Origin of the sequence: Amycolatopsis orientalis DSM 40040 = KCTC 9412, from assembly GCF_000478275.1 — a bacterium.
Taxonomy (GTDB): Bacteria; Actinomycetota; Actinomycetes; order Mycobacteriales; family Pseudonocardiaceae; genus Amycolatopsis; species Amycolatopsis orientalis.
Window position 1 is genome coordinate 362007 of record NZ_ASJB01000015.1, and the last position, 13253, is coordinate 375259.

General features: G+C 66.7%; 14 protein-coding genes and 1 tRNA gene. 7 read left to right on the plus strand and 8 right to left on the minus strand.

All coding sequences use genetic code 11. The features are described from left to right. Positions 1-173: 173 nt before the first annotated feature. From L324_RS04120 to L324_RS04140, 5 genes are all read left to right on the plus strand, one after another. Entirely contained in the window at positions 174-902 is a 729-nt protein-coding gene (locus L324_RS04120) for an amino acid ABC transporter ATP-binding protein (protein WP_173426348.1), read from the plus strand. 55 nt (positions 903-957) lie between these two features. Continuing rightward, positions 958-1815, plus strand: coding sequence for a glutamate ABC transporter substrate-binding protein (locus L324_RS04125; protein ID WP_173426346.1), 858 nt, complete (start codon positions 958-960; stop codon positions 1813-1815). Between the two features lie 84 nt (positions 1816-1899). Further along, on the plus strand, positions 1900-2595 hold the full coding sequence (locus L324_RS04130; protein WP_235783392.1) for an amino acid ABC transporter permease: 696 nt from the start codon (positions 1900-1902) through the stop codon (positions 2593-2595). Continuing rightward, complete coding sequence (locus tag L324_RS04135) at positions 2592-3497, plus strand: amino acid ABC transporter permease (RefSeq protein ID WP_037304211.1); 906 nt, start codon at positions 2592-2594, stop codon at positions 3495-3497. Before L324_RS04130 ends, L324_RS04135 begins: the two co-directional genes overlap by 4 nt. Before the next feature lie 122 nt (positions 3498-3619). Then, a complete protein-coding gene (locus L324_RS04140) occupies positions 3620-4063 on the plus strand; it encodes a class I SAM-dependent methyltransferase (protein ID WP_037304213.1) in 444 nt (147 codons plus the stop codon). 147 nt (positions 4064-4210) lie between these two features. Here the strand turns inward: L324_RS04140 and L324_RS04145 are convergent. From L324_RS04145 to L324_RS04165, 5 genes are all read right to left on the minus strand, one after another. Further along, a tRNA-Glu gene (locus L324_RS04145) sits at positions 4211-4282 on the minus strand. A gap of 608 nt (positions 4283-4890) precedes the next feature. Then, positions 4891-5643 carry a succinate dehydrogenase/fumarate reductase iron-sulfur subunit gene (locus L324_RS04150; protein WP_037304215.1) on the minus strand — a complete coding sequence of 251 codons (753 nt, stop codon included), beginning with the start codon at positions 5641-5643 and terminating at the stop codon, positions 4891-4893. After that, the gene (locus L324_RS04155) at positions 5640-7556 is read right to left on the minus strand and encodes a fumarate reductase/succinate dehydrogenase flavoprotein subunit (protein ID WP_037304216.1); all 1917 of its coding nucleotides are present in this window, start codon (positions 7554-7556) and stop codon (positions 5640-5642) included. The genes L324_RS04150 and L324_RS04155 overlap by 4 nt, the downstream gene beginning before the upstream one ends. Before the next feature lie 56 nt (positions 7557-7612). Beyond that, positions 7613-8443, minus strand: coding sequence for a succinate dehydrogenase subunit SdhC (sdhC, locus tag L324_RS04160; RefSeq protein WP_037304218.1), 831 nt, complete (start codon positions 8441-8443; stop codon positions 7613-7615). After that, positions 8440-8727 (minus strand): Rv0250c family protein, encoded by a 288-nt coding sequence (locus L324_RS04165; RefSeq protein WP_037304220.1) that lies wholly within the window; start codon positions 8725-8727, stop codon positions 8440-8442. The genes sdhC and L324_RS04165 overlap by 4 nt, the downstream gene beginning before the upstream one ends. A 262-nt stretch (positions 8728-8989) precedes the next feature. Between L324_RS04165 and edd the strand changes: the two genes are divergently transcribed. Further along, a complete protein-coding gene (gene edd, locus L324_RS04170; RefSeq protein WP_037304221.1) occupies positions 8990-10879 on the plus strand; it encodes a phosphogluconate dehydratase in 1890 nt (629 codons plus the stop codon). Then, positions 10876-11496, plus strand: a complete 621-nt coding sequence (eda, locus tag L324_RS04175) for a bifunctional 4-hydroxy-2-oxoglutarate aldolase/2-dehydro-3-deoxy-phosphogluconate aldolase (RefSeq protein ID WP_037304222.1) — start codon at positions 10876-10878, stop codon at positions 11494-11496. Before edd ends, eda begins: the two co-directional genes overlap by 4 nt. 46 nt (positions 11497-11542) lie before the next feature. On the opposite strand, the gene L324_RS04180 is transcribed toward eda, so the two are convergent. From L324_RS04180 to L324_RS04190, 3 genes are all read right to left on the minus strand, one after another. Further along, on the minus strand, positions 11543-11980 hold the full coding sequence (locus L324_RS04180; RefSeq protein WP_037304223.1) for a GNAT family N-acetyltransferase: 438 nt from the start codon (positions 11978-11980) through the stop codon (positions 11543-11545). A 91-nt stretch (positions 11981-12071) separates the two neighbouring features. Continuing rightward, the gene (locus L324_RS04185) at positions 12072-12512 is read right to left on the minus strand and encodes an iron chaperone (RefSeq protein WP_037304477.1); all 441 of its coding nucleotides are present in this window, start codon (positions 12510-12512) and stop codon (positions 12072-12074) included. 50 nt (positions 12513-12562) lie between these two features. After that, the gene (locus L324_RS04190) at positions 12563-13189 is read right to left on the minus strand and encodes a VOC family protein (RefSeq protein WP_037304224.1); all 627 of its coding nucleotides are present in this window, start codon (positions 13187-13189) and stop codon (positions 12563-12565) included. Positions 13190-13253: the final 64 nt, after the last annotated feature.

Below are 13253 nucleotides of genomic sequence, written 5' to 3' on the forward strand. Positions count from 1 at the left end.
GGCCGTCCGGTGGCTTGAGAACGATACGGACTTGAAACCCTAAGTATTGGTCAAGCCGCCTTTACAAGCGGTCCGACGGGAGTAGGTTTCCGCCATCGCGTGGTGCCTGACCCCGCAGTCCCCTGCAAACGAACGCTCCTGGAGGCCAGATGACCGCGGAGGTGGCGGCGCCGATGATCAAGGCGGCCGCCGTGAACAAGTACTTCGGCGACCTGCACGTGCTCAAGGAGATCAACCTCGAGGTGCCGCGTGGGCAGGTCGTGGTCGTGCTCGGGCCGTCCGGGTCTGGCAAGTCGACGCTGTGTCGCGCGATCAACCGGCTGGAGCCCATCAACTCCGGCGAGATCGCCGTGGACGGCGTCCCGCTGCCCGCCGAAGGCAAGGCCCTGGCGGCGCTGCGGGCCGACGTCGGCATGGTGTTCCAGTCCTTCAACCTGTTCGCGCACAAGACGATCGTCGAGAACGTCATGCTCGCGCCGATGAAGGTCCGCAAGGTCAACTCGGCCGAAGCCCGCAAGACCGCGATGGACCTGCTCGAACGGGTCGGCATCGCCAACCAGGCCGACAAGTACCCGGCGCAGCTTTCCGGCGGGCAGCAGCAGCGTGTGGCGATCGCCCGCGCGCTGGCGATGCGCCCCAAGGTGATGTTGTTCGACGAGCCGACCTCGGCACTGGACCCGGAGATGGTCCAGGAGGTCCTCGACGTGATGACGACGCTCGCGAAGGACGGGATGACGATGCTCGTCGTCACCCACGAGATGGGCTTCGCGCGGCGTGCGGCGAACCGGGTGGTGTTCATGTCCGACGGCGAGATCGTCGAGGACTCCACCCCGGACGAGTTCTTCACCAAGCCCAAGACCGACCGGGCGAAGGACTTCCTCGGCAAGATCCTTACCCACTAAGGACTTCCCCGCCGGCCGGTATGGCTGGACAAGATTCGGAAGGAAACTGAGAAGAATGCGGTTGAACCGAGTTCTGCGAATGAGCGCGGCCGTCGTGGCGGCCGGTCTCGCCCTCTCCGCCTGTGGTGGCGGCGGGTCGGACGCCGGCAGCGGCTCCAGCGGCGCCAAGAACGTGGTGGCGAAGGCCAAGAACGACAAGAAGCTGACCATCGGCATCAAGTTCGACCAGCCGGGTCTCGGCCAGAAGCAGGCCGATGGCACCTACGCCGGGTTCGACGTCGACGTGGCGAAGTACATCGCCAAGGAGCTCGGCGTCGAGGAGTCGGCGATCACCTGGAAGGAAGCGCAGTCCGCGCAGCGTGAGGACCTGATCAAGAAGGGTGAGGTCGACTTCATCGTCGCCACCTACTCGATCACCGACAAGCGCAAGAACGAGGTCTCGTTCGCGGGCCCGTACTTCATCGCCCACCAGGACCTGCTGGTCCGCGCCGACTCCACCGACATCACCGGCCCGGAGTCGCTGACCGGCAACAAGAAGCTCTGCTCGGTCAAGGGTTCGACCCCGGCGCAGAACGTCAAGGAGAAGTACGCCAAGGAGGTGCAGCTCCAGGAGCGCGGCAAGTACACCGACTGCGTCACCGATCTGCTCAACGGAACCGTCGACGCCATGACGACCGATGACGTGATCCTCGGTGGCTACGCCGCGCAGCAGCCTGGGAAGCTGAAACTGGTCGGCAAGGGCTTCACCGACGAGAAGTACGGCGTCGGCCTGAAGAAGGACGACGCCGAGAGTGTCACCGCGATCAACAACGCCATCAAGAAGATGCAGCAGGACGGCGCGTGGAAGGCCGCTCTGGAGAAGAACGTCGGTCCGTCGGGCTACAAGATCCCGGAGCCCCCGGCCATCTCCTGACACCCGGCTCACTGAGCCGCTGAACTGAAGGAATCGAACGGTGCGCCGTGTACCGCGGCGCACCGTTCCCGTACCGAGGCTGGGTTGAGCACCTTGTTCGATTTCCTCGACAATCCCAATTACGACTTGCTCGGCGCCTTCTGGATGACGATCAAGCTCACCTTCTTCTCCGCGATCGGTTCCCTGATCTGGGGCACGATCCTGGTGGGGATGCGGGTGAGCCCGGTTCCGATCATGCGGGCGTTCGGCACCGCCTACGTCAACATCTTCCGGAACACCCCGCTGACGGTGATCATCGTCTTCACGTCGTTGGGACTGTCCTCCACCCTGGGAGTCAGCCTGGCCTCGTCCGAGTCGACGACGTCGCTGGAGGACAACGCTTTCCGGCTCGCGATCCTCGGTTTTATCGCCTACACCGCGACGTTCGTCTGCGAATCGCTACGGTCGGGTATCAACACCGTGCCGGTCGGTCAGGCCGAAGCCGCCCGCGCACTGGGTCTCGGTTTCCTCCAGGTGCTGACGATGATCGTGCTGCCGCAAGCGTTCCGATCGGTGATCGCGCCGCTGGCGAACGTCATGATCGCGCTGCTGAAGAACACCACGGTCGCGTCGATCATCGGTGTGGCTGAGGCATCGCTTCTGATGTCGGAGATGATCGAAAACGAGTCCGACTCGCTGCTTTTGGTCTTCCTCCTCTTCGCCGCCGGTTTCGTCATCCTGGTCCTCCCCCTCGGCCTGCTGCTGGGCTGGGTCGCCAAGAAGGTCGAGGTCAAGCGATGAGCGCGCAGACCGTTCTCTACGACATCCCCGGCCCCAAGGCGCGGGCGCGAAACTGGCTCTACAGCGTACTTTTCGTGCTCGTCCTGGCGTTGGTCATCTACTACATCTACGCGGGCTTCGACGAGAAGGGCCAGTGGGCGGGCGCTCTGTGGAAGCCCTTCCTCGACGGTGCGACGTGGACGCAGTTCCTCCTCCCGGGCCTGCTCAACACCTTGAAGGCGGCCGGGCTTTCCATCGTGATCGCTTTGCCGATCGGCGCGCTGCTGGGTATCGGGCGGCTGTCGGAGCACAAGTGGATCCGGGTTCCGGTCGGCGCGGTCGTCGAGTTCTTCCGGGCTATCCCCGTGCTGCTGCTGATGGTCTTCGCCGCGGCGTTCTACGCCTTCTACACCGGCATTGACGCCGAGATCCGGCCGCTGTTCGCCGCGGTGACCGGGTTGGTCCTCTACAACGGCTCGGTCATGGCCGAGGTGTTCCGCGCGGGTATCCTGTCGCTGCCCAAAGGCCAAGGTGAGGCCGCGTCCGCACTGGGCATGCGTAAGACCCAGATCATGATGACTGTCCTGCTACCGCAGGCGGTCACCTTGATGCTGCCCGCCCTGGTCAGTCAGCTGGTCGTCATTCTCAAGGACACCGCGTTGGCTGGTCAGTTGACGATTGGTTTCAATGAGCTGATCCGTTCCTCCGGACCGCTCACCGGCCTCTACAGCAACACGATCCCGACGCTGATCGTCATCGCGATCATCTTCATCGTGCTGAACCTGCTTCTGACCACGCTGGCGGGCTGGCTGGAAAACAAGCTGGCCCGGCGGAAGAAGGCGCCCAAGGGCGCGAAGCCGATGCACGACGCTCCGTCCAGCGTTGTCATGCAGCGCGACGACGCGAGCGGTGGCGCACTGTAGCTCCATAAGTACATGAAGGCCCCCTTCCTTGCGCCCAGGTACAGGAAGGGGGCCTTCATGTACTCCGGGATACGGCCTCTTGGTCCTGTCCGGACGGTGACCTCTCGGCTAGCGTCGGCCGTATGGCGGACCAGGCCACGACGCTGCTCGAAGCGCTTCCGGACCTGGCGGGCAGGTCGGTCCTGGTCGTCGGGTGCGGCGATGGCCGCTATCCCCGGCTGTTCCGCGCCCGAGGCGCCCGCCGGGTCGTCGGGGTCGACGCGGACCAGAGGCTGATCGCGGTCGCGCAGCGCGAAGAAGAACGCGATCCCGCCGGGATCTCGTACGAGGTCCATCACCTCGACCGGCTGCCGGTGATGGGGACCTTCGACATCGTCCTGGCCTTCCTGGACGCCTCCGACCACCTTGGCCGCATCGCCGCGAGCCTGGTGGCGGGCGGACAGCTGGTGGTCGTCGCCACGAACGGCCTCACCCTGGAAAAGGGCTTGCGCGACAACGGTTTCCAGGACATCGTGCTGCATCGCCACGAACAAGGCGATGTGCACAGCGCCCGCAAAGGCGCCTGAGTCGCGCACCCTGGTGTCGAGCCAGGCTGGCCGGGGCTATGAATCCCGGCCGGTCACCGGACCGTGCGCGTCTGGCGGTGTGGACCACACGGACCCCACACCGCCGCACCGGAACGACGGAACAGGTTTCCCCGCCGTGCCGGGGCGTAGCGCATAGGGGAGTCGAACCCCTGTCACCGGGGTGAAAACCCGGTATCCGTACCGCTGGACCAATGCGCCTTGGCCTGGAACACGTCTCCGGCGCACACCGTGCACCGAGGACGTTTCGTTCCAGAAGTAAAAGGGGAAGAACGCACAACGAAAAAGCCGCCCGGTTCGGTTTCCCGAAGGGCGGCTCCCTTGTCGACGTCGCGCTAGTGCGACGGCGGAGAGCCGTGTTTCTCTTCCATACCAACGTTCATGGCGTAAGTATGCGACGGCCCGGTGAGCAGGGGCAAACGATTAAAAGCCTCGTGAGTGGTAATGACGGTTAGAACCAAGGGTGTTTTAGGTACCTACCGGGGGTAGGTTCGTTAGCGGCTGGCCGTGAAGGACTCCTTGAGGGACTCAGGGTCCCTCAAGGAGTCCTTCACGGACGGCTCGGACCATCGCCACCAGGCTCAGTGGCACCACCAGTCACAGCGGTAGCGCGTGAAGGCCCCCTTCCCTCGGCTCAGCCGAGGAAACTCGACCTTCACACCTTCCCCAGTACATGATGGCCCCCTTCCTTGCGCCAGGCGCAAGGAAGGGGGCCATCATGTACTTCACCGCGAGCAAAGCCGCAGGCTACGAGCAGGTACCCAAATGAGGGTTGGTTAGAACCGTCATTACCACTCACGAGGCTCGGGCTACTGGTCCCGCCGGAAGAGCTTGTTCCCCAGCCACACGATGGGGTCGTACTTCCGGTCCGCGACGCGTTCCTTCATCGGGATGAGCGCGTTGTCGGTGATGTGGATGCCCTCCGGGCACACGTCCGAGCAGCATTTGGTGATGTTGCAGTAGCCGAGCCCGTGTTCCTCCTGCGCCTCGTCCCGCCGGTCGGCGACGTCGAGGGGGTGCATCTCCAGTTCGGCGATGCGCATGAGGTACCGGGGCCCGGCGAAGGCCTCTTTGTTCTCCTCATGGTCACGCACGACGTGGCAGGTGTTCTGGCACAGGAAGCATTCGATGCACTTGCGGAACTCCTGCGAGCGCTCGACGTCGACCTGCTGCATCCGGTACTCCCCCGGCTTCAGCTCCGGGGGCGGCGTGAACGACGGGATCTCCCGCGCCTTGGTGTAGTTGAACGACACGTCGGTCACCAGGTCGCGGATCACCGGGAACGTCCGCATCGGCGTCACGGTGATGACCTCGTCCTCGGTGAAGGTCGACATCCGGGTCATGCACAGCAGCCGCGGTTTGCCGTTGATCTCCGCCGAGCACGAACCGCATTTGCCCGCCTTGCAGTTCCACCGCACCGCCAGATCCGAGGCCTGGGTCGCCTGCAGCCGGTGGATGATGTCGAGGACGACCTCGCCCTCGTTCACCTCGACGCTGTAGTCCTGCAGCTCACCCGAGTCGGCGTCGCCGCGCCAGACCCGGAAACTCGCCTTATAGCTCATGCCGGACTCCCGGGGTGCGACGTCAGTTCTTCGTCGGTGTAGTACTTCCCCAGCTCGGACAGCTCGAACAACTCCAGCAGGTCCTGCCGCAGCGGGGTCTGCGCTTTGACCTCGACGCCGATGTCCGGCACCACCGGGTTGTCACCGGGGGTGGCCGAGCAGACGAGGAGTTTGTTGCGCCACTGGGGATCCATGCCCGGATGGTCGTCCCGGGTGTGCCCGCCCCGGCTCTCGGTCCTGGTGAGCGCCGCCCGCGCGACACACTCACTGACCATCAGCATGTTCCGCAGGTCGACGGCGAGATGCCAGCCGGGGTTGAACTGCCGGTGCCCCTCGACGGTGACCCGCTTGATCCGCTCGCGCAGTTCCCCGAGCTTCTCCAGCGCCCGCTCGATCTCGTCGGCCTTGCGGATGATGCCGACCAGGTCGTTCATCGACTGCTGCAGTTCGGTGTGCAGGCTGTACGGGTTTTCCTCGACGCCGTCACCCGGCGGGTCGAACGGCGCGAGCGCCATCGCCGCGGCGGCGTCCACATCGGACTGACTGACCTTCGGCCGCTCCTTCAGTTCCGCGACGTAGGACGCGGCACCGAGCCCCGCGCGGCGGCCGAAGACGAGCAGATCCGAAAGCGAGTTCCCGCCGAGCCGGTTCGACCCGTGCATCCCGCCGGAGCATTCACCGGCCGCGAACAGGCCCGGCACACTCGACGACGCCGTGTCCGGGTCGACCTCGATCCCGCCCATCACGTAGTGACAGGTGGGGCCGACCTCCATCGGTTCCTTCGTGATGTCGACGTCGGCGAGTTCCTTGAACTGGTGGTACATCGACGGCAGCCGCTTGCGGATCTCCTCCGCGGGCAGCCTGCTGGCGATGTCGAGGAAGACGCCGCCGTGCGGCGATCCCCGGCCCGCCTTGACCTCGGAGTTGATCGCGCGCGCCACCTCGTCCCGGGGCAGCAGGTCCGGGGTGCGGCGGTTCTTCTCCTGGTCGGTGTACCAGCGGTCGGCCTCTTCCTCACTGTCCGCGTACTGCCCCTTGAACACGTCGGGGACGTACTCGAACATGAACCGCTTGTCCTCGGTGTTCTTGAGGACCCCGCCGTCACCACGGACGCCTTCGGTGACCAGGATCCCCTTCACACTCGGCGGCCAGACCATGCCCGTCGGGTGGAACTGGACGAACTCCATGTTGATGAGCGTCGCCCCGGCCCGCAGCGCCAGCGCGTGCCCGTCACCGGTGTACTCCCACGAGTTCGAGGTGACCTTGAACGACTTCCCGATACCTCCGGTCGCCAGCACCACCGCCGGCGACTCGAACAGGATGAACCGGCCGCTCTCGCGCCAGTACCCGAAGGCACCGGAGATCCGGCCGTCGTCGGTCAGCAGCTCGGTGATCGTGCATTCGGCGAAGACCTTGATCCGCGCCTCGTAGTCGCCGGTCTCCTTGAAGTCCTCTTGTTGCAGCGAAACGATTTTCTGCTGCATCGTGCGGATCAGTTCGAGCCCGGTGCGGTCGCCAACGTGCGCGAGCCGGGGGTAGGTGTGCCCGCCGAAGTTGCGCTGGCTGATCCGGCCGTCATTCGTCCGGTCGAACAGCGCCCCGTAGGTCTCCAGTTCCCAGACCCGGTCCGGTGCCTCCTTGGCGTGCAGTTCGGCCATCCGCCAGTTGTTGAGGAACTTCCCGCCCCGCATGGTGTCGCGGAAGTGGACCTGCCAGTTGTCGTTCGAGTTCGCGTTGCCCATCGACGCCGCGCAGCCGCCTTCGGCCATCACCGTATGCGCCTTGCCGAACAGCGATTTGCACACCACCGCGACGCTGAAGCCGCGTTCGCGCGCCTCGATGACCGCGCGGAGCCCGGCGCCACCGGCACCGATCACCACGACGTCGTAGTTGAGCCGTTCGACCTCGGTCATAGAAAAAGCCACCTCAAAGCTGGACGCCGTTGTCGGGGACGGGGATTCCCGCGCCGCTAGTTGATGAACCGCAGATCCGAAATCGCGCCGCTGGCCACGAGCATCACGTAGAGGTCGGTCAGCACGAGCGTGCCGAGCGTCGTCCACGCGAGCGCCATGTGCCGGGTGTTGAGCTTCGTGATCTGCGTCCAGATCCAATAGCGGACCGGATGTTTCGAGAAGTGCTTCAGCCTGCCGCCGGTCACGTGACGGCACGAGTGACACGACAACGTGTAGGCCCACAACAGGATCACGTTGCCGAGCAGCACGATATTGCCGAGCCCGAAGCCGAAACCGCCGGTCTTGCCGTGGAACGCGGTGATCGCGTCGTAGGTGTTGACCAGCGAGACGACCACGGCCACGTAGAAGAAGTAGCGGTGGGAGTTCTGGATGATCAACGGCAGGCGGGTCTCCCCGGTGTACTTGGTGTGCGGTTCGGCGACCGCGCACGCGGGCGGCGAGAACCAGACCGCGCGGTAGTACGCCTTGCGGTAGTAGTAGCAGGTCAGCCGGAAGCCCAGCAGGAACGGCAGGACGAGGAAGCCGAGCGGGATGAACCCCGGCAGCTCGCCGAACCAGGCCCCGAAATGCCGGGAGCCTTCGACGCAGGATTCCGAGACACAGGGCGAATAGAACGGCGTCAGGTAGTGGTACTCGGGCACCCAGTAGGCGGTGCGGACGAAGGACCTGATCGTCGCGTAGACGATGAAGGCGGAGAGGCCGAGGACGGTCAGCAGCGGGGAGAGCCACCACCGGTCGGTGCGCAGCGTTTTTTCGGCGATCCGGGCCCGCGACGCTGCGCGGACCCCCGTACCCCGTCCGGCCTCGTTGCCGGCGGGGGCGCTCACCGCTGGTCGCGCTTGTAGCCGCCGACGCCTTCGTCATCGGCGCCGTGCCAGAGCGCCGGGTCGTACGGCGTATCGGGCACCTGGACACGATCGGCGGCCTTCGCCTGCGCGGGCACCGCGATCGGGGTCGTGTCGAGGTCCGTCGCGTCGATGTCGAGCCGCTCGAGGTCGTTCACCAGGCGCCGTACCGCCGAAGCGTCGCCGTATCGGGACCGCAGCGCGCCGACGCACTGCCTCAGCTGACCGATGGCTCGCCGAAGCTCGGCGATCTCTGTGGTGGACATCGGTACCTCCCGATGGTCGGTTCGGTTGGCCGCTTGAGCCTTCGAAGGCAAGCGATCCTCGCCCTCACGACTCTGCCGCGCGTTGTGCAATGTGACAAGTAGCACAGTAGAACCTAGGGGCGTGACGGAGGTCACGCGAGTCGATCTTCTGTATCGATTTTGATTCGCGCTTTCCGCCGAGGTACTGTGGCCACTGTCACGACCCAGCGACGTCAGCGTTGCCGTCCCGCGGACCACCACGACCAGTGATCCGGAGCCGGACATGAGCACCGCCCCGAACGTCCACCCCATCATCGCCGAAGTCACCGAACGCATCGCCGCCCGCAGCGCCGAAACCCGCGCCGCGTACCTCGAGCGCGTCGCCGCCGCCCACGAAGAAGGTCCGGTGCGGCGCGGCCTCGACTGCAGCAACCTCGCCCACGGCTTCGCCGCGATGGAGGGTGTCGACAAAGCGGCACTGCGCGCCGCGCGGGCGCCGGGCGTCGCGATCGTCTCCTCCTACAACGACATGCTTTCGGCGCACCAGCCGATGCAGGAGTACCCCGCCATGCTGAAGGGGTCGGTCCGCCAGGCGGGCGGAGTGGCCCAGTTCGCCGGCGGCGTGCCCGCGATGTGCGACGGCGTCACCCAGGGCCGTCCGGGGATGGAACTGTCGCTGTTCAGCCGCGAGGTGATCGCGATGTCGACCGCGATCGCGCTGTCACACGACATGTTCGACGCGGCGCTGCTGCTCGGCGTCTGCGACAAGATCGTGCCGGGCCTGCTGATCGGCGCGCTGTCCTTCGGGCACCTCCCGGCGATCCTGGTACCGGCCGGGCCGATGAACTCCGGCCTGCCGAACAAGGAGAAGGCGCGTGTGCGCCAGCTGTACGCCGAAGGCAAGGCGACCCGCGAAGACCTCTTGGACGCCGAAGCGGCTTCGTACCACTCGGCGGGCACCTGCACCTTCTACGGCACGGCCAACTCGAACCAGATGGTCGTCGAGGTGATGGGCCTGCACCTGCCGGGCGCGAGCTTCGTGCAGCCGAACTCGCCGCTGCGGCGGGTGCTCACCGAAGAGGCCGGGCGCCGCGTCGTGCGGCTCTCGCGCGGCGAGGAGTACACGCCGGTCTCGCGGGTGATCGACGAGAAGGCCGTCGTCAACGGCGTCATCGCGCTGCTCGCCACGGGCGGTTCGACCAACCACACGATGCACCTCGTCGCCATCGCCGCCGCCGCGGGCATCCAGCTGACCTGGGACGACTTCTCCGACCTGTCGTCGGTGATCCCGCTGCTGGCCCGCGTGTACCCGAACGGCAGCGCGGACATCAACCACTTCCACGCCGCCGGCGGCATCCAGTTCCTGGTCGGCACGCTGCTCGACGCGGGCCTGCTGCACGAGGACGTCCAGACCGTCGTCGGACCGGGCCTGCACCGCTACCGGCAGGAGCCGATCCTGTCCGAGGGCGAACTGGTCTGGCGCGACGTGCCGACGCGCAGCCTCGACGAAGACGTCCTGCGCCCGGCGTGGCGGCCGTTCGCCGCCGACGGCGGGCTGCGGATGGTCGCGGGCAACCTCGGCCGCGCGGTGATCAAGGTGTCCGCGGTGGCGCCCGAGCACCGGATCGTCCAGGCCCCGGCGCGGGTGTTCACCGACCAGAAGTCGTTCAAGGACGCTTTCGAGGCGGGCGAGCTGGACCGGGACGTCGTCGTGGTCATCCGCCAGCAGGGCCCGCAGGCCAACGGGATGCCCGAACTGCACGGGCTCACCCCGGCACTGGGTGTGCTGATGGACCGCGGGCACCAGGTGGCGTTGCTCACCGACGGCCGGATGTCCGGCGCGTCCGGCAAGATCCCCGCCGCGATCCAGGTGACCCCGGAAGCCGCCGTGGGCGGCCCGATCGCGCGGATCGCCGACGGCGACGTCGTCCGGCTCGACGCGAAGGCCGGGACGCTGGACGTGTTCGTGGGTGACGAAGAACTCGCCCGTCGTGAACTGGTGGACTCCCCGCCTTCGGAGGCATCCTGGACCGGCACCGGCCGGGAGCTGTTCGCGGCGCTGCGCCGCGCGGTCGGACCCGCCGATCAGGGCGCGAGCGTTTTCGGACCGCTCACGCCGGAACACTTCGGCGCTCCGGCGCACACGTTGACCCCTGTGGAGGTAACCCAGTGACCACCGGCGCGGACCTGCTCGGCCTGTCCCCCGTGATGCCCGTCGTCGTGCTCGACGACGCCGCCGACGCGGTACCCACCGCGCGGGCCCTGCTCGCGGGCGGGATCGGCGTGATCGAGCTGACCCTGCGCACCCCGGCGGCGCTCGCCTCCATCGAGCGGATCGCCGCGGAGGTCCCGGAGATCGTGATCGGCGCCGGGACGGTCACCGCTCCGGAGCACGCCAAGCAGGCCGCCGACGCCGGCGCGAAGTTCCTGGTGACCCCCGGCTGCACGGACTCGGTCCTGGACGCCGCGTTCGACACCGGCCTGCCCTTCCTCCCGGGCGCGAGCACCGTTTCGGAGGCGATGCGGCTGGCCGAACGAGGGCTGACGGCGTTGAAGTTCTTCCCCGCCGAGGCCAGCGGCGGCGTGGCGTACCTGAAGTCGATCGGCGGTCCGCTGCCCGGGCTGCGCTTCTGCCCGACCGGCGGCATCACCGTGAAGACCGCGCCGGACTACCTCGCACTGTCCAATGTGGGCTGCATCGGCGGTTCCTGGCTGACGCCGAAGGATGCCTTGGCGGCCAAGGACTTCGGGAAGATCGAGGCTTTCGCCGCGGCGGCGTCGAAGCTCTGATCCTTCCGGTGAGGGCCACTCGGGTGACGGGTGGCCCTCACTGTTTTCACAGCGGGAGCTGGTACTGGATGAATCCCCGGTTCACCGCGACCCGGTCGTACAGGCGGCGCGCGGTGGCGTTGGATTCCTTGGTGTGCCAGTAAACCCTCTCGCATCCGCGGGTACGGGCCCAGTCCGCGACCGCGTCGATCAGCGCCCGTGCGACACCGTTGCCGCGGGCTTCCGGCGCGGTGAACAGGTCCTGCAGGTAACAGACGTCGGAGAGCGCGGAAGTGCTGGGGTGCACCAGGAAGTGCGTGATCCCGACGAGTTCGCCGCCCAGGTGGGCACCGAGCGCGTGCATCCGCTCCCCTGTCCGGAATTCACGCCAGGCGCGGTCGTAGACCTCCTGGGGCGAAACGCGTTCGTAGAAGGCGATGTACGCGCGGAACAGGGTTTCCCAGGCTTCGCGGTCTTCGGATTCGAGTGGGGCGATGGTGATCATGTGGTCCTCCCAGTGATCACCCGAGCCTAGGGTTTCGCCGCTGCCGGGCGAGTGGCCAATCCCGCGCTAAAGCGAGCGGCCACTCCGCCCGTCAGCCGACGGCCTGCTTCACCAAGGCGGCGATCCGCTTCTCCACCGCGGCGGTCATCTTGGTCAGCGCGAAGGCAGTCGCCCACATTTCGCCGTCGTCCAGCTGGGCGGCCTCGTTGAAGCCGAGTGTCGCGTACCGCGTCTTGAACTTCGCCTTCGCCTGGAAGAAGCAGACGATCTTGCCGTCGAGCGCGTAGGCGGGCTGGCCGTACCAGAGCTTCGGCGCGAGCGCCGGGGCGTTGGCCTTCACGATGGCGTGGACGCGCTCGGCGAGCACCCGGTCCTCGTCGGGCATCTCGGCGATCTTCGCGACGACGTCCTGCTCCGCCGCCGCGGCCTTGTCAGCGGCCGAACCCCGGCGCGCGGACTTCTTCATGTCCTGGGCGTGTTCCTTCATCGCGGCCTTCTCTTCGGCCGTGAATCCTTCGTACGTGGTGCTCATGGTGTTCTCTCCCTGGTAGGCGGCGAGCGGGGGCATGCGGTAGTGGCACATCAGGACTGGCTGGCGAGAGCGGAGGTCTCCCACACGAAGCCGTCCGGATCGGTGAACGGGGCGGCGGGGCCGCTGACCGCGATCCGGTGCGAGCCGGTGCCCTCCGGTGCGACGCCGGCGTCCTTGGCCAGTGCCTTGCGCCGGTACAGCGCCAGCTTCACCGGACTGGAACCGGATTCGAACTCGACGTACATACGGCCGAAGCTCTTCCCGACGGTGAGACCGTGCTCGACGTAGAACTTCTTGCTCGCGGCGACGTCGGCGACGCCCAGCAGCAGGACGATGTCGTCGATCTCGCGGGTGGCCGGGCCGGTGTTCTTCTTCGCCGAGGTGGCGATCTTCCAGATCGCGCCGTCCGGAGCCTGGACGGTTCCGCCGTAACCCCACATCGACTTCGCGGCGGGCTTGATCACGGTCGCCCCGGCGACGACGGCCGCCTCGATCAGGGCGTCGACGTTGGCGGGCTGGGACACCGTGAGGGAAAGGGTGTAGCCGCGGAAGCCGGTGGTGGGCTCCTGCGAGGCCCGCAGCCGAAGCTGGGTGTCGAGCCCGAAGGCGGTGGTGTAGAAGCGTTCGGCGGCCGCGGTGTCGGCCACTTCGAGGGTGATGGCGTCGATGAAGTTCATGCCGGTAACGCTATTTCCGGGAGGCCGTCCGGTGCTTCTCGATTCCTGATCGGTCGTGTCGGCG